The organism is Paenibacillus sp. ALE2 (assembly GCF_054113385.1).
Genome location: NZ_CM134213.1, coordinates 3,506,863 through 3,523,555, shown reverse-complemented (window position 1 = coordinate 3,523,555; position 16,693 = coordinate 3,506,863). Strand labels below are relative to the sequence as shown.

The following is a 16,693-nucleotide window of genomic DNA, read 5'->3' as shown; positions in this document are numbered from 1 at the left end:
ACAAATCACCTTTTTAGGTGGGATACCCGCCTTATTGTATTCTACTCGTTGTCGTTTATGATCCGTTGCTGACGGCGGTCAGCTACTTCACTACGTCGGATCGCTTCCAGATCCTCAGCATCTGCCTGCTCTGCCGAGAACTCAACATCTTCGTTTTTGGCAGATTGCATGCGTTTGATTTTCTCGGTTTTGGTCAGCACTTTATCGAACCGTTTGTTTTTAGACATCGGTCACTGCTCCTTCCAAACTTGTCACAGCATTCCACCCGCTTGTTCCACAATCGACATCGCCTGATGATGAATGGATTCGTCCACCACCGCAGTCAACAAAATATCGCGGCCTGTCGGTCCACCTTGTCCTCCATCACTCATGCCACTGGCAGCAGGATCAGCCGCAGCCAGTATCGCTGGAGACGCATCTGTAAAATCCACACCCTGTGTGAGTGAGGACAAGCTGCTAATCTGTCCTGAAAACACAGGCAGTCCGGCGTTGCCTGTAGACTGCCGCGGATACCGGCTAAAACGATCTATCGACATATCCGTTACCCGGAGAGCTTCCAGTTTTCTCGCAGCTCCCTGTGCTTCCTCAGGACTTTTGAAATACGCCAAAATATTTTTTTCGCCCATCCCAAAATCTCCCTGTGTAGTATTGAGCGCAACTCGTGTTTGAGAACATAGATCGTTACGCTTTGTTATATCCTGCTCATTGGCAAGACTTTATATTCTCCACGAAAGCTTAACGGATACAGACATTGCATTGTCATGAACAGCAGGGCAAGACGGTGAACTAAAGTTTGTGAAGAACATAACTTTTACGGACGTAAAGTAGCAGCCGGAGCTTCACCTGACATGGCTACTCCTGTCTCCCAGGCTGCGCGAATAACAGCATCCCGTACCTTTTGCACCACCTTTGGATTAAAAACCTCCGGTATGATATAAGTTTCACTTAGCTCCTCAGGGCAAATTGCATCAGCGATGGCAAGCCCGGCAGCCAGTTTCATCTCCTCGTTAATCGTCTTCGCATGGCAATCCAGAGCGCCCCGGAAAATTCCCGGAAAGCACAACACGTTATTAATCTGATTAGGAAAATCGGAGCGACCGGTAGCAAGCACACGTACATAAGGTGAAGCTATTGCCGGATCAATTTCTGGCTTCGGATTCGCCATGGCGAACACTATAGGATCAGTTGCCATGCTCTGTATGTCTTCCACAGTCAGTATATCTGGACCCGACACACCGATGAACACATCAGCTCCCACAATTACCTCAGATAAGCTTCCACTTAGATTATGCGGGTTAGTCATGTTCGCATACTCTGTCCAATGTGGGTTACTGTATTCCACATCGCGGTGAATGGCTCCTTGCCGATCGACCCCAATCAGATTACGTACCCCTGCCTTGAGCAGCATGCGCGAGCAAGCCATACCCGCCGCACCAATACCGGCAAAAACTACTTTGACATCTTCCATTTTTTTGCCGCATACCTTTAATGCATTGACCAAACCCGCTAATACCACGACTGCCGTACCATGCTGATCATCATGAAATACTGGAATGTCGAGTTCCTGCTTCAACCGTCTCTCGATCTCAAAACAGCGTGGTGAAGATATATCTTCCAAGTTAATGCCGCCAAAGGCAGGAGCGATCATTTTGACAATTTGAACAATCTCATCAGGGTCCTTCGTATTGAGACAGATTGGGAATGCGTCGACACCTGCAAATTGTTTGAACAGTACTGCCTTCCCCTCCATCACAGGCATAGCTGCCTCCGGCCCGATATCTCCTAATCCAAGTACCGCTGTTCCATCTGAAACGACTGCTACTGTATTTTTTTTGATCGTTAATTGAAACGCTTTGGCTGGATCATTGGCAATTTCCATGCAAATTTGAGCCACACCTGGCGTATAAACTTTGGACAACCCCTCCATCGTTTCAATTCGCTTCTTGGGTAAGGTCTCCATTTTGCCACCTTCGTGTAATTCTCTGATTTCATCTCTTAAACTGCCCATATATTTCTCCATCCTTTCATGACTGTATATGATATGAATTTTATAGCTTGGTCTAAAACTCATCAGCTCCATAATTGTAGTAACAAGGTGGCTAAAATGACGGTGCCTGCTCCACCAATCCGTGTTGCAATTTGGGCAAAAGGCATCAGTTCCATCCGATTGGATGCAGACAGAATGGCTACATCGCCCGTGCCCCCCAATCCGCCGCGACAACTGGTCACCAAGGCAGCTTCTACGGGATACATATGAATCCATTTTCCTGTGAAGTATCCAGTAACAATCAATGCAACCACTACAGATGCACAGGTGATCGCATAAGGAACCGTTAGAATCCCAACTACACTATCTAATGGCACATACAAAATGCCTAACCCCACCATCAAGGGCCACGTCAAACTAGCGGTTATACATTTGTACAAATGAAAAGCTCCCTGCTCCAATGTGTTCGGCATGATCTGAATGCACTTTATTAATGCGGCCGCCAGAATCATGAGAATCGGCCCTGGAATATGGAGATACGGCTCTAGCAGCTTACCCACAATAAAGAAAGTACAGGCCAACAGCAGACCACCACCCATTAATGGAAAAGAAACGGTTTGTCCCAAGTTTACCGGAGCTAACTTGTCTTCGTCTTTTTCTAGTTTTAACAACCTTCCGTTACCAGAAGTTTTTGGTTTTTTCTCCGCTAATCTCTTCAAGACCCCTGCACCTATAATTGCAACAATGTTACCGATAATGGCAGCCGGGATAAACTGGGATACGAATACCGCAGAATCCTTGCCCAGTATCATTCCATACGAAATGGACAACGGTAAAATACCTTCTCCAATCCCACCGGAAATAATCGGAATGATGATGAAAAAAAATGTATGATAAGCACTGTAGCCAAAAGCCATACCCACCACCATACCGACAGCAACAGCAGCAATAGATCCTATGATAATGGGGGCAAAAATTTTGACAATTCCATTCATCAGCATTTTGCGATCCATGCCAAGAATGCTTCCTGTTACTAGACATGCGATGTAAAAATAAAGAAAATTCGAGGTTTTCATAAGCGTGTGCACAGCCCCCATTGCAGATGGACTGAACATATTCCAAAATACCATTAACGATGGAACCATAAGGGATAAAATGGCTGGCCCGCCTATATGTTTGAGCAGTGGAAGTTTGGCCCCCAGATCACTGAGCAGTATACCTAAAATCATGATGACGGCAAACCCGCCCAATAGATCGTTCGGAAGTCTTTCTGTAATTGCAGCCGCATAAACAATTAGCGCAATCACGGCATATAGCGGAAGAGGAATAACTCCCACCTTTATCCTGCCCAGCATCCTAAACCCATCTACAGTATTTTTACTCCATCTTTGCCCCTTTTGAATGACAGGCTGGTTCGTAGCATTTTCCATAAATCTCCCTCCATAAAGTGAAGAATGATGATCATGTTCCCATTCTACACCTTGGAAAACGCTTTATTTGGTTTTAAAACTAAGAACTAACTTTAGTAACTAAAGTAATCAGAAATAGGGCTAAATATAACTATTCATGATTCCTTCTGCCTGCGGCAACACCTGGTATTGGTAAACAGGACGTCCAATGGTACCATATATAGTTTCCATAGAAAGCACTTCAATCTCTGTCATAAAAGCCAGATACTTGCGCATAGACACCCTGGAGATCCCTGCACTCTCCGCAATATCCTCGGTGGAAAACAGAACCTTATGATGCTGCTGGATACAATTCCATATCATAGCCAGCGTGGATTTCGTTATCCCCTTAGGCAACCGTGCCAAGTCTTTAGTCAAGCTTTTATGATAAATCAGTCGGTCCAGCTCCTCCTGCGACAGTAGACTACGCTCACGAACAATACTAATGTGTTCTCGGTACCCGGTAAGGGCCTCTAAAAAACGGTTAAAGTGGAAAGGCTTGATTAAATAATCCACCGCGCCAAAGTTCATCGCTTTTTTGATGCTACTCATGTCACTTGCAGCTGAGATGACAATAACGTCCACATTCACTCCAGCCTCCCGTATAAATGACAGTAAATCGAGGCCATTACTTTCTTGCATATACACATCCAGCAATATCAGATCAATGGCTTGTTCAGCTATATATTTCTTAGCCTTTTCCACCGAAGAAGCCCAACCACCACATTGGAAACCCTCTACCTGCTCCGTATATTTGCGGTTGAATTCCGCAACCATCGGATCATCTTCTACAATCAGGACATTAATCATGTTCATCATTCCCCGCTATAATGTATGGAATCTTAATCTGAAAACAGCACCCCTGCTCGACTGGGATCAACTTTACACTACCTTGTAGCCTTTTCACGCTTTGCGACACTAGGTAAAGTCCCATCCCTCGCGACTCTCCCTTGGTCGAAAAACCTTTTTCAAAAATGGCCTTCCCAAGGCCCTCCGGTATACCTGGACCATTGTCGCACATGATACAGGTCAGACAGCCATTTTTCTGGTTTTCTTCATAATAAAGTGAAAGGGTAATCCGCTTGTGCTCCAGAGATTCCATCGCCTCCACTGCATTATCAAACAGATTGCCAAGAATAGTAATCAGTTCATGAGTCGTTTGAGTTTGACTGGATTCAGGCAAGTAACTACCCGGAGTCAGTTCAAAATTTACCCCTGCCTCTCTGGCCCGGCTTAATTTCCCTAACACAAACCCCGCCATCACTGGGTCCTTAAGCTGCCGAGTAATGGAGCCAATCTCTACTTGATGATGCTCGACAGCATCCATAATATAGTGCTCCAGTTTATCATACATTCGCAAATGCACCATCCCCATAATGACATGCAACTTGTTCATAAATTCATGAGCCTGCGCGCGTAGTGCTTCCGTGTACAGAGAAACTCCTGTCAAACGTTCAGCAAGCTGTTTCATCTCCGTCTTATCCCGAAAGGTTACAATGGCTCCGACAATTTTTCCTTTGACCCGTATCGGAACACTGGTGGTCAGCAAGGTGATCCCACCCAGCTCCATTTCCTCATCCATCAGTGGAGTGCTTACTTCCAAGACCTCTTGTAATCGGAAAGCAGATAAATAAACAGTAATTTCCTGTCCAGAGAATGAGAAATCTTCAATCCCCGCTTGCCTCAGTAGACGGATCGCTTCTGCATTCATCAGCATGATACGACCGCATTCATCCACCGCAATGACGCCTTCCTTGATGGACTGTAACATCGCGCTGCGTTCCTCCAGCAAACGTGCGATTTCCGGCGGCTCCAGACCGACCAGCATATTTTTGATTTTACGAGCCAGCACAACCGCTCCTCCTGTGCCAATCAACATTCCGATCCCAATGGCGATAGCAATAAGACGGGTGTTGCCTTCCTGGGCCCGCTGTACATCCTGCATGGATATACCGACAACAATCGCACCTACCTGTTTTCCCGTCACACTAAACACGGGGGAGAAGGCCCGCATGGACATGCCCAATGTCCCCTTTGCAACGGACACGCTCTCCTGACCGTGAAGTGCAGTATACTCGTCCCCTCCGACAAAGGCTTTGCCGATCCTCCTAGCATCCGGGTGGGTTTTACGAATTCCCTTCATATCCATAACCACGACAAATTGGATATGATTCGCCGTTGAGACCTTCTTCACATACTCCTGCATGGAAGGAGAAGAACCTGTCTGTTGCAATTGCTCAATAATAAGCGGTGTATGGGCGAGTGTACGCGCAATGGACATTGCCTTTTCCTCGAGCCCCTTCTCCGTTTCATGCTCAACTCTCTCGGCAAATAACAGTGTTACTGGCAGGAGCACAAGTGCCATAACCAGACATACGAGCAGCGTTATTAGACCTCTAAGCTTTAATATCGGCTTACCTCGACGCAGACTTGTCCGTATTTTTTCGATGGAACTCACCCCTTTCTAGTTGATAGAAGCTCAATTGTTAACTCTGGTTATACAAAAATGGCTATGTATGTGTTTACGTGAATATAAAAAAAGGGACTATCCCGCAATTGCGGAATAGTCCCTCGGATTCATAATTGAAGCTCCGCGATTTCGACTTTGGCTTAGTCGCCTCGGAAAGCCCGCTTCACACGGTCAAAAAAGGACTGCTCATTCTCATGTGTCTGCTCTCCACTAAGCGAAGAGAACTGACGCAGCAAATCCTTCTGTTCCTCACTCAGCTTGCTAGGCGTTACCACGACTACTTTAATATGCTGGTCACCTTGACCTACGCCGCGCAGTTTTGGCACACCCTTTCCTTTAAGACGGAAATAAGTCCCTGTTTGCGTGCCTGCTGGAACTTTCAGCTTCACTTTCTCGGTCAACGTCGGGATCTCCACCTCATCTCCCAACGCTGCCTGTGAGAACGTAAGCGGAATTTCACAGTAGATATCGTCTCCTTCACGCTCAAAGAAGTCGTGCGACTTCACGCGGAATACGACGTACAGGTCACCTGCCGGTCCTCCGTTGACACCGCCTTCGCCTTCACCGTTGATACGCATTTGTGCGCCGTCATCCACACCCGCCGGAATGCGAATATGAATTTTACGTTTCTTGCGGACACGGCCTGATCCGCTACAAGTCGTACATTTTTCTTTGATGATTTTACCGGAACCGCCGCAATTGGAGCAGGCGCGTCGGTTAACCATGCGGCCAAACGGTGTATTCTGCACCACTTCTTCCTGTCCACTGCCGTGGCAGACGGAACAGGTCTGTGGTTGAGTGCCCGCTTTGGCTCCTGTACCATGACACGTATCACATGTTTCCGTACGTTCAATTTGAATGTCGGTTTCTTTACCAAACACCGCTTCTTTGAATTCAATCGTCATCGTATATTGAAGATCGTTCCCTCGTTGCGGTGCATTCGGGTCACGTCGACCATTACCGCCACCAAAGAACATATCAAAAATATCACCAAATCCGCCACCGAAGTCGGCACCACCGAAGCCGCCTCCCATGCCCTGATTCGGGTCTACATGACCGTATTGGTCGTATCTTGCCCGCTTCTGACCATCACTGAGGACATCGTAAGCTTCTTTAACTTCTTTGAATTTAGTTTCTGCGTCCGCAGCCTTGTTCACGTCCGGATGATACTGACGCGCAAGCTTACGGTAAGCCTTTTTGACTTCTTCATCCGAAGCGCCTTTTGCGACACCCAGCACTTCATAATAATCACGCTTATCAGCCAATGTTCCACCCCCATGCCTACAACGTGTCTGCACTACATATAAAAGGAAAGCCAAAGGCGCGGGATGACCCGGCTTTGACCTTCCCATCATTTCAAGGCAGTACAACCCGTAATATGCTTATTTATCTTGGAAATAACAGTTACCCTTAGGCTAATTGTTATTTATCAAGGCAGCTACGCTGCTAATTATTGTTCAGTATATCATAACGTACCGGTATACCGTAAAGTTGCCACTACCCGATCCGTTGCTTAGTCTTTCTTCTGATCTTCGTCAACAACTTCATAGTCCGCATCAACTACATTGTCACGGCCTTTGCTGTCTGCTGCTCCGTCTTGAGCTTGCGCTGCTTGAGCAGCTTGCTCATACAATTTCACAGACAATTGCTGAACAATCTCAGTCAGCTCTTCAGTAGCTTTTTTGATGTCTTCCAGGTTGTCAGTTTCCAGTGCTTTTTGCAGATTTTCTTTAGCTGCATTTGCTTTTTCGACTTCACCTGCATCCGCTTTTTCGCCCAGATCTTTAATCGTTTTGTCTACGGAGTAGATCAGTTGGTCTGCAGCGTTTTTCGCTTCTACCAACTCTTTACGTTTCTTATCTTCTTCCGCATGCAACTCGGCATCCTTCATCATACGTTCTACTTCTTCGTCACTCAAGCCGCTAGAAGAAGTGATCGTAATTTTTTGGCTTTTACCTGTGCCTTTATCTGTAGCAGATACGTTCACGATACCGTTCGCATCCAGATCGAAAGTAACTTCGATTTGCGGTACACCACGTGGTGCTGGAGGGATATCTCCCAATTGGAAACGGCCCAGTGTTTTGTTGCCTGCTGCCATTTCGCGTTCACCTTGCAGCACGTGAATTTCTACGCTAGGCTGATTGTCGGCATACGTCGAGAATACCTGCGATTTGCTCGTAGGGATTGTCGTGTTACGATCAATCATTTTAGTGAATACGCCACCTGCGGTTTCAATACCGAGGGACAGTGGAGTTACGTCAAGGAGAACGACGTCTTTCACATCACCTGTCAATACACCTGCTTGAACTGCCGCGCCCAAAGCTACCACTTCATCAGGGTTTACACCTTTGTGAGGCTCTTTACCTGTCAGTTTTTTGATTGCTTCTTGTACAGCTGGAATACGTGTGGAGCCGCCGACCAGAACGATTTTATCGATGTCGCTAGCACTCATGCCTGCATCTTTCATCGCTTGACGAGTAGGTCCCAAAGTACGTTCTACGAGACCTGCGGACAATTCTTCAAACTTCGCACGAGTCAGGTTCAACTCCAAATGCTGTGGAACGCCATCAGCTACTGTGATAAACGGCAAGGAAATTGTCGTTGTCAACACGCCGGACAGTTCTTTTTTCGCTTTTTCTGCTGCATCTTTCAGACGTTGTACAGCTGCTTTATCTTTGCTCAGATCAATACCTTGATCTTTCTTGAACTCATTTACGAGGTAATCAATAATCACTTGGTCAAAGTCATCGCCACCCAGCTTGTTGTCGCCGCTTGTTGCTTTAACTTCGAAGAAACCATCGCCCAGTTCTAAAATGGATACGTCGAATGTACCGCCGCCCAAGTCATATACGAGGATGGTTTGGTCTTCGGATTTTTCCATACCATATGCTAATGCAGCTGCTGTTGGCTCATTGACAATCCGCAGAACTTCCAGACCGGCAATTTTACCTGCATCCTTAGTTGCTTGACGTTGACCATCATTGAAGTATGCTGGAACAGTGATAACCGCTTGAGAAACCGTTTGGCCCAGGTAAGCTTCAGCGTCAGCTTTCAGCTTTTGCAAAATCATAGCGGAAATTTCCTGTGCGGAATATTCCTTACCGTCAATGTTTTCTTTATGATTTGTACCCATGTGGCGCTTGATGGACATGATTGTACGATCCGGGTTCGTAATTGCTTGGCGTTTTGCCGTTTCCCCTACAGTACGCTCCCCATCTTTTTTGAAACCGACAACGGAAGGGGTTGTGCGCGCGCCTTCCGGATTTGGAATAACGACGGCTTCGCCGCCCTCCATAACAGCCACACAAGAGTTGGTTGTACCTAAGTCAATACCGATTACTTTGCTCATCGGACAATTCCTCCTTCTGTATATACGAGGCCCTCAGGCCAGAATGGTTGAATCAAAATGATGTAATTCTAATGTATATAGAAACAGTTACATGCTAACTTTTACCATCGCTGGACGAAGCACCTTGTCCTTCAGCATGTATCCTTTTTGTACCTCTTCAACAACGATGCCTTCATCATGCTCTTCGCTCTCCACCTGCATAATAGCCTGATGGAAATCAGGATTAAACGGTTGTCCCACTGCATTCATGGCCGTCACTCCCTCTGCCTGAAGCACACTCTCAAACTGGCGGAAAATCATTTCCACGCCTTTGGTGAATGACTCAGACTTCGCTCCTTGCGATGCTGTTGCCAGCGCTCGCTCGAAGTTATCCAGAACAGGCACCAACTCGGTAACAAGCTTCATAGACGCATATTTAGCAAGGTCTTCCTTTTCTTTCAGCGTACGGCGGCGAAAATTATCAAAATCCGCCTGTGCGCGCAAAAACCGTTGCTGATGCTCCTCAGCCTCTGCACGAAGTTTTGCCACCTCTGTGTTTTCTTCCTCGGCTTCCAGTGCTGCCGCTTCATTCACCAGCTCGTCCTGCTGGTTCGTTTCGGCGGCTTCCTCTGTGCTTACATTTTGTTGTTTGTCATCTTGGAACGCTTGTTCTTCCTTCAAAATGTTTCACCTCCTTCAAGTTGTAACTCCCCTTATAAAAGCACGCAACAATGCACCCGCGCAGGATACAAACCGTATCCCAGCGCGGAACATGTAGGACCGCAACCTATGCGATCTTATTTTATTTAAACCGTTGCGTTAGCATTGCGGTCAAATCCTTAGACAGGATACCCAAAATATTAATAACTCTCGCATACTCCATCCGCGTCGGACCCAATATACCTATAGTACCCAACGCTTCTCCGTCTACTGCATATGTAGCAGTAATCAGGCTGCAATTGGCAAATGCTTCATGATCATTTTCTGTGCCGATGCGGACTTGAATTTCAGGTGCTCCGGCTACAGGAGTCATCAGTTTAAGTAGCGTTGGTGTTTCCTCCAGCAGATCGAGAATATGTTTAACCTTTTCTACATCTTTAAATTCAGGCTGATTCAGCATGTTCGTCGCACCGCTTAAATATAGGCGCTGATCTGATTCATTATCGAGTGCTTTATCCAGCACCTTCATAGCGTCCTCAAAATGAGATACATGCTTCTCCATTTCCTGACCCAGCGCGGTGTAAAGACGTGATTTAAGCTGATAAATCGGTACACCGACCAGCTTGCTGTTCAGTAAATTCACAACCTTTTCCATCTCGGAGATTGAAATTCCAGGCGGAATATCCACCGTTTTATTCTCCACCTGACCGGTATTGGTCACGATAATCGCCACAGCCGTCGTTTCGTTGAGCGGCAACAGCTGAAAATGACGCAACGAAGTATGAAAAACCTCCGGCCCAAGCAGGATGGAAGTATAATTGGTCATATGGGACAAAATGCCTGATGCATGCTGGATCACTTGCTCCATTACATTCAGCTTTTCGGCGTAAAAGGCTTTTAGTTCCCGCATTTCCATAGGCTTCAGTGTATTTAGCGGCACCAAATGGTCCACATAATAACGATAGCCTTTATGAGACGGGATGCGTCCCGCAGAAGTATGGGGTTGCTCCAGATAGCCCTGTTCCTCCAAATCCGACATTTCATTACGGATTGTGGCTGGGCTGAATCCGACATCCTGCCTTTTGGATATGCTGCGGGAACCCACTGGCTCAGCCGAACGAATGTAGTCATCAATAATCGCATTCAAAATGAGTCTCTGACGTTCGGTTAACAAGCGAATCCCCCCTTGTCATTTATCCATAATAGCATGATTGTTAAATGGAATCATTAGCACTCGTTCGCGATGAGTGCTAACTGATAATACAAAAATACCAAACCGACCTGATCATTGTCAAGTCAGATCAGTATTTTCAATAAACCAGATTTATTACATCCATTTGGATGACTACAATGAAACAGACTATTTGCACTTTTTCACGGAAAACCTCATTATTCATCATATCCAAACCGTATTTATGTATAGGCAACAGAAAACTGAAAAATTTGAGACTGTGTCTACAAACTGTATAACTTTATTGCCTTTAAGGAGGAATGGGATCTGAGAAGCAAGCGCCGCAACCTTTTATACGCATTAATCGCTCTTTTACCTACAATTTGTATGTTTTACATTTTAATCGAATTGTTTCCGTACACAGGACTAGGAAGAATACTTGCTTTGCCACTAGTTTTTATTCTGAACGCTGCCCTTATCATTTCGGTGATCCACTTAATTCGTAAATTAAGCCTCCTATGGTGTGCCTTAATTTTGGTCCCTACAATTCTGTTAAGCATGTGGAATACCATTTTATTTTACCCACAAGAATTCAGTCCAAGCATTCCCAAGCAAATCAAATATAGTGTGGCAGCTATACTGCATTATGATGATGTAACACCAGCCGACTGGGAAGGGTACACATATCATCCAAGCCGAACCGGAGAGTCTGAAAAATATGTTGTCGCCTTGTATAAATACAAGCGTCAGGTCCCGTTAGATGGCACTACATACTTTTATAATGATACGGATTACCATAAGGACCATCCCATAAGAAGCTTGAGTGATATACCTTCGGAACTGGAGCCTCATCATCAATTCATTTGGTGGTTACTCCAAACATTTGAGAAATAAACAGGGGCACAATAATGTAAGCCGTAACACATACACACGTCTACGTCCTGATAAAAAAACACTGAACTGACCTCATTATTGACAGGTCAGTTCAGTACTTTCAACACTGCGATTTCATCACAATTGTTTTGCTTACTACAGTGAATGCAGTCGGTCCATACCTTCTCGGGGAAAATCTCTTTGCTAACTACATCAAAACCGTTTTTTATAAAAAAGGATACCTCGTAGGTCAGTGCCATAATTTTAGGAATACGTTGCCGCCGTGCTTCTATAATAAGGCCTTCCACAAGCTTGGAGCCTATCCCCATTCCTTTATGCCCCTCAGAGATGCCAAGGGAGCGAATCTCTACCAAATCAGCCCCCAATTTGCATAAAGAACCACAGCCAACGACTTGGCCGTCCACCTCTGCAACAATAAACAGCTCCAGTTGGCGCGTAAGCACTTCCCTTGAACGTGGCAGCATAATCCCCCGCTCTGCATAGCCACTAATCATTTGATATAAAGGCTCCACATCCTCAGGAACCGCACTTCTGCACAATACATCTTTACACACTGAAGCCATCTTGCTCTCCTCCTGCCGCTTGCCGCATATAATGAATAAATATACAACATAACGCATAGAATCGCAATACTCCATTTACCCTGCTGTGGCAGAATGGTGTAATAAAATGATAGCCCAGCTTACGATGTCAAAATGTATTGTATTGAAACCTGCAACTTATGAATTTACCGTGATAGAACCGATGAACTCTGCAAATACGTCATTTCCGAATAAAATACCGCGTTCGCTCAAACGATACCCATCCTCGATTGATTCAATTAATCCCGCATTCAGCATTTTTCTGAGAGGAACTGTAAACGTGTCTTCCAATGTCTGACCAAATTGAGCTTCAAAACGGGATTTAGACACACCTTCCAGCATTCTCAAACCGACCATGAGGAAATCCTCCATGGCTTCCGCCGTCGGCACCTCAAAACTGTCCAAACGCGGTAACCCATTCCGAGTAGCCTCCACATAAGGGTTAATGCCCTTAATGTTCATATGACGCTCTCTGCCAACATAACCATGTGCCCCAGCGCCAAGACCGTAATAATCCTCATTACGCCAATAAGTCATATTGTGCTTACTTCCCAAACCTGGTTTTGCGAAATTGCTAATTTCATACTGTTCATAACCCGCTTCTTTCATGCGACGCATGAGGAGCAAATACATTTCCAGCTCGTCATCTTCATGTGGAAGCGGCAGCTGATTTTTCTGGTACAACGTGTGGAAGAGCGTATTCTCTTCAACCTTCAAACTGTAGATAGAGTAATGAGGAAGTCCCAACTCTAGGGCTCTACTGACGCTTTCATCCAGCATGTCCACCGTTTGGTTAGGCAAACCGAACATCAGGTCAATCGACAGATTGTCCAAGCCGGCCTTACGTGCGTTTTCCAAACTACGATAGACGTCATCTGTACTATGAATACGACCTATGCCTGTAAGCAGCTCATTCTGGAAAGCCTGCACACCAAAGCTGAGTCGATTGACGCCGCCTTCTTTCATCACAGAAAGTTTTTCAAAATCAGTTGTGCCTGGATTGGCTTCCATAGAAAACTCAATATCTTCCGCCCAGTTTGGAAAATAGGTACGAACGCTCTTCAGGAAATATTCCATTTCCTTCGGATTGAGGGTTGTTGGGGTTCCGCCCCCGACAAAAATGGTTTTTATCTGTCCTGGCGGGTGAAGTTTGACCGTATGTTCCATCTCCCGTTCCAAGGCATACAGATATTCCATAACAGGCTGATCCTTGAGCACATAAGAGTTAAAGTCACAGTAAAAGCATTTATTCGTGCAAAAAGGTATATGCAGATAAACCGCTTGAGGCGCGGATGAATATTCATGTTTTTGTATGGATGCGGTCATACCGATCCTCCTTGTCGATTCAGGGTTTAGTGAGAAAATGAGCCGAGGTCGAGACCAACCGCTTCGTGTTCCATTTGATCTTCTGATCGCTGTTACTCCCCAATTTTCCATTATATAAGCACTCTTAGGGATAAAATTGGGGAGTAAAGGCGAACGCTACGCTTCTCCAGATTCAAATGGCCCACTCCGCTGCTGCCCACCACGAAGTCGGCCCATTTTTGTGGTGTAGGTGTTGCAGTAAAAGAGACACTGCTTTAAGAATTACTCTAAAGTTTTAATGATACTATGCTTTGTTACGCTGATTGTAACTTGAACGAGCTCTCTGTCCTGAATAGCTTGCTCAAATAAAGAACGTCCATTCTCCATGCATGGCAAATGCCCCATGAAAGAATGGACGAATACTTCAAACTGCTTTACTCATCTATCTTCAGTACCGCCATAAATGCTTCCTGTGGTACTTCTACGTTACCGACCTGCTTCATACGCTTCTTGCCTTCTTTTTGCTTCTCAAGCAGCTTCCGTTTACGGGAAATATCGCCGCCATAACATTTGGCCAAGACGTTTTTACGCATAGCCTTAACGGTTTCACGCGCAACAACCTTTGTTCCTACAGATGCCTGGATTGGCACCTCGAACATTTGCCGCGGGATCAACTCGCGCAGCTTCTCACAAATGATACGTCCGCGGTGGTAAGCTCGATCTCTATGCACGATGAACGACAGCGCATCGACCTGCTCACCATTCAACAGAATATCCATCTTCACCAGATTTGATTGGCGATAGCCTGAAATCTCATAGTCAAAGGAAGCATAGCCTTTGGTGCTGGATTTAAGCTGATCAAAGAAATCATATACGATTTCAGACAAAGGAATCTGGTACGTAATTGTTACCCGTGTTGTATCTAGGTACTCCATGTTCACGTACTCACCACGCTTGTTCTGACAAAGCTCCATAACTGTACCTACATAATCATTTGGCACGATGATGCCCGCCTTAACATATGGCTCTTGTACATGTTCAATACGCCCTACTTCTGGGTAGTTGGACGGGTTATCGATTTCGATCGTTTCCCCATTAGTCAATTGTACACGGTAAATTACGCTTGGTGCCGTTGTAATCAACGGAATATTGAATTCACGTTCAATACGTTCCTGAATAACGTCCATATGCAGCAGACCAAGGAAACCGCAACGGAAACCGAAGCCCAGCGCACTGGATGTTTCCGGTTCAAAGCTGAGCGAAGCATCGTTCAGCTGCAGCTTTTCAAGCGCCTCACGCAGATCGTTGTATTCCGATGTTTCAATCGGATACAGACCGCAATACACCATCGGATTAATTTTCCGATAGCCTGGCATCGGTTCTGGTGTTGGATTTTTGGCATCCGTTACCGTATCCCCGACACGAGTGTCGCCCACATGCTTGATTCCGGCCACGATAAAACCAACATCACCGATATTTAGCTCATCCACAATCGTCATACGTGGCATGAAAGCTCCAACCTCGATAACCTCAAACGTTTTGTCAGTCGCCATCATTTTAATTTTCGAACCCGCACGGATACTGCCGTCCACAACACGTACATATACGATTACGCCTTTATAAGGATCATAATGCGAATCGAAAATAAGCGCCTTAAGCGGATTATCCGGATTTCCTTGCGGAGCAGGCACACTTCTGACCACCTGTTCCAATATTTCCTTGATACCGATTCCAGCTTTGGCTGAAGCATGTACAGTTTCACTCGTGTCCAAACCGATAACATCCTCGATTTCCTGCTTTACCCGTTCAGGATCAGCACTTGGCAAATCAATCTTGTTAAGCACTGGCAAAATCTCCAGATTGTTGTCGAGCGCCAAATAAACATTAGCCAATGTCTGCGCCTCAATCCCCTGTGCTGCGTCTACTACCAGCAAAGCACCTTCGCAGGCTGCCAAACTACGAGATACCTCATAGGTAAAATCGACGTGTCCCGGTGTATCAATCAAATTCAAAATGTACTCTTCGCCGTCATCGGCCTTATAGGTGAGTCGCACTGCCTGGAGCTTAATTGTAATCCCGCGCTCCCGCTCCAGTTCCATCTGGTCAAGCACTTGCTCCTGCATTTCGCGGGAAGTGAGTGCACCGGTGTACTCCAAGATCCGGTCAGCCAGCGTGGATTTACCATGGTCTATATGTGCAATGATACTAAAGTTCCGAATTTTACGTTGTCTTGCCAAAATGTCAGTCATGCCTTACCCCCACACAATGCCTAGTATCAATCAGCTTATTATAGCAGTTGTAAGGGGGGGCAGCAATATTTCTATTCTGTTACCCCGTCAAATACAGATACAACCCAGCGAATACCTTGTCTTGACAGGTTTTGAAGCAGCCCAGCCGTTTTATCGGCCATGGTATCCACCGAAGCCTGCTGCGCCTTTACGGCTAGCAGCTCACGAGGCGTCTCTAGGCCCTGCCGAATATTGTCATTTTGAGCAGTCTTCGTATCCCATTCATGTGTCCAGCGTGCGGTCTGCTCCTCACTTCGTTCGTTTGTTTTTCCTTCATTCGTGTCCGTTTGTGGCTCAAACTCGACCTTTCCACTTGTATTATACGTACGATTATACGCTCGGGCATTAGCTGCCGGGGTATCTTCAATCACCGTCTGCTCATAATCAACTTTCTGTTGATTCACCGATGAAACTGGATTCTCGTCCCATTCCGGGCCATAGACTGAGCGCAGGCCAGAGCCTGCCAGCTGCATGCCAAGTAATACGCCTGCTCCGATCAGAAGCACAAATCCAAGCGCTTTTTTACGAAAATGTCCAGTCATTATATCCCCCCCTAACTGC

General features: G+C 46.0%; 15 protein-coding genes. 1 reads left to right on the top strand and 14 read right to left on the bottom strand.

Annotated elements, in window-relative coordinates:
- Positions 1-41: 41 nt before the first annotated feature.
- The 10 genes from ACXHJ1_RS15430 to hrcA form a co-directional block, all read right to left on the bottom strand.
- Positions 42-227, bottom strand: coding sequence for a YfhD family protein (locus tag ACXHJ1_RS15430; protein ID WP_016821609.1), 186 nt, complete (start codon positions 225-227; stop codon positions 42-44).
- Positions 228-251: 24 nt separating this feature from the next.
- Positions 252-626, bottom strand: a complete 375-nt coding sequence (locus ACXHJ1_RS15425) for a hypothetical protein (RefSeq protein ID WP_016821610.1) — start codon at positions 624-626, stop codon at positions 252-254.
- Between the two features lie 185 nt (positions 627-811).
- A complete protein-coding gene (locus tag ACXHJ1_RS15420) occupies positions 812-2,008 on the bottom strand; it encodes an NAD(P)-dependent malic enzyme (protein WP_107733285.1) in 1,197 nt (398 codons plus the stop codon).
- Positions 2,009-2,070: 62 nt separating this feature from the next.
- Positions 2,071-3,417, bottom strand: a complete 1,347-nt coding sequence (locus ACXHJ1_RS15415; protein WP_107733284.1) for a 2-hydroxycarboxylate transporter family protein — start codon at positions 3,415-3,417, stop codon at positions 2,071-2,073.
- Between the two features lie 120 nt (positions 3,418-3,537).
- On the bottom strand, positions 3,538-4,245 hold the full coding sequence (gene dcuR, locus ACXHJ1_RS15410; protein ID WP_107733283.1) for a two-component system response regulator DcuR: 708 nt from the start codon (positions 4,243-4,245) through the stop codon (positions 3,538-3,540).
- Positions 4,238-5,893: a DcuS/MalK family sensor histidine kinase gene (gene dcuS, locus ACXHJ1_RS15405; RefSeq protein ID WP_457904889.1), complete on the bottom strand. Its 1,656-nt coding sequence runs from the start codon at positions 5,891-5,893 to the stop codon at positions 4,238-4,240. The genes dcuR and dcuS overlap by 8 nt, the downstream gene beginning before the upstream one ends.
- A gap of 152 nt (positions 5,894-6,045) precedes the next feature.
- On the bottom strand, positions 6,046-7,170 hold the full coding sequence (dnaJ, locus tag ACXHJ1_RS15400) for a molecular chaperone DnaJ (RefSeq protein WP_016821615.1): 1,125 nt from the start codon (positions 7,168-7,170) through the stop codon (positions 6,046-6,048).
- A gap of 248 nt (positions 7,171-7,418) precedes the next feature.
- A complete protein-coding gene (dnaK, locus tag ACXHJ1_RS15395; RefSeq protein WP_090889428.1) occupies positions 7,419-9,254 on the bottom strand; it encodes a molecular chaperone DnaK in 1,836 nt (611 codons plus the stop codon).
- 87 nt (positions 9,255-9,341) lie between these two features.
- Positions 9,342-9,914 carry a nucleotide exchange factor GrpE gene (gene grpE, locus ACXHJ1_RS15390; protein WP_457904888.1) on the bottom strand — a complete coding sequence of 191 codons (573 nt, stop codon included), beginning with the start codon at positions 9,912-9,914 and terminating at the stop codon, positions 9,342-9,344.
- Between the two features lie 121 nt (positions 9,915-10,035).
- The gene (hrcA, locus tag ACXHJ1_RS15385; RefSeq protein ID WP_013372178.1) at positions 10,036-11,067 is read right to left on the bottom strand and encodes a heat-inducible transcriptional repressor HrcA; all 1,032 of its coding nucleotides are present in this window, start codon (positions 11,065-11,067) and stop codon (positions 10,036-10,038) included.
- A 441-nt stretch (positions 11,068-11,508) separates the two neighbouring features.
- On the opposite strand from hrcA, the gene ACXHJ1_RS15380 reads away from it, so the two are divergent.
- The gene (locus tag ACXHJ1_RS15380; protein ID WP_250247641.1) at positions 11,509-11,958 is read left to right on the top strand and encodes a hypothetical protein; all 450 of its coding nucleotides are present in this window, start codon (positions 11,509-11,511) and stop codon (positions 11,956-11,958) included.
- 86 nt (positions 11,959-12,044) lie between these two features.
- Here ACXHJ1_RS15380 and ACXHJ1_RS15375 read toward each other — a convergent pair whose 3' ends face one another.
- The 4 genes from ACXHJ1_RS15375 to ACXHJ1_RS15360 all read right to left on the bottom strand — a co-directional run bounded on the left by ACXHJ1_RS15375 (position 12,045) and on the right by ACXHJ1_RS15360 (position 16,674).
- Positions 12,045-12,521, bottom strand: a complete 477-nt coding sequence (locus ACXHJ1_RS15375) for an N-acetyltransferase (protein ID WP_017428176.1) — start codon at positions 12,519-12,521, stop codon at positions 12,045-12,047.
- A gap of 156 nt (positions 12,522-12,677) precedes the next feature.
- Positions 12,678-13,865 (bottom strand): radical SAM family heme chaperone HemW, encoded by a 1,188-nt coding sequence (hemW, locus tag ACXHJ1_RS15370; protein ID WP_016821619.1) that lies wholly within the window; start codon positions 13,863-13,865, stop codon positions 12,678-12,680.
- A 413-nt stretch (positions 13,866-14,278) separates the two neighbouring features.
- The gene (gene lepA / locus ACXHJ1_RS15365; RefSeq protein WP_016821621.1) at positions 14,279-16,093 is read right to left on the bottom strand and encodes a translation elongation factor 4; all 1,815 of its coding nucleotides are present in this window, start codon (positions 16,091-16,093) and stop codon (positions 14,279-14,281) included.
- Between the two features lie 71 nt (positions 16,094-16,164).
- Positions 16,165-16,674 carry a hypothetical protein gene (locus tag ACXHJ1_RS15360; protein ID WP_016821622.1) on the bottom strand — a complete coding sequence of 170 codons (510 nt, stop codon included), beginning with the start codon at positions 16,672-16,674 and terminating at the stop codon, positions 16,165-16,167.
- Between the last annotated feature and the right edge of the window lie 19 nt (positions 16,675-16,693).

Coding starts and splice junctions, on each gene's coding strand:
- ACXHJ1_RS15360 (WP_016821622.1), bottom strand. CDS start 16,674: ATGACTGGACATTTTCGTAAAAAAGCGCTTGGATTTGTGCTTCTGATC.
- ACXHJ1_RS15375 (WP_017428176.1), bottom strand. CDS start 12,521: ATGGCTTCAGTGTGTAAAGATGTATTGTGCAGAAGTGCGGTTCCTGAG.
- lepA (WP_016821621.1), bottom strand. CDS start 16,093: ATGACTGACATTTTGGCAAGACAACGTAAAATTCGGAACTTTAGTATC.
- dcuR (WP_107733283.1), bottom strand. CDS start 4,245: ATGATTAATGTCCTGATTGTAGAAGATGATCCGATGGTTGCGGAATTC.
- ACXHJ1_RS15425 (WP_016821610.1), bottom strand. CDS start 626: ATGGGCGAAAAAAATATTTTGGCGTATTTCAAAAGTCCTGAGGAAGCA.
- dnaK (WP_090889428.1), bottom strand. CDS start 9,254: ATGAGCAAAGTAATCGGTATTGACTTAGGTACAACCAACTCTTGTGTG.
- ACXHJ1_RS15420 (WP_107733285.1), bottom strand. CDS start 2,008: ATGGGCAGTTTAAGAGATGAAATCAGAGAATTACACGAAGGTGGCAAA.
- hemW (WP_016821619.1), bottom strand. CDS start 13,865: ATGACCGCATCCATACAAAAACATGAATATTCATCCGCGCCTCAAGCG.
- ACXHJ1_RS15415 (WP_107733284.1), bottom strand. CDS start 3,417: ATGGAAAATGCTACGAACCAGCCTGTCATTCAAAAGGGGCAAAGATGG.
- ACXHJ1_RS15430 (WP_016821609.1), bottom strand. CDS start 227: ATGTCTAAAAACAAACGGTTCGATAAAGTGCTGACCAAAACCGAGAAA.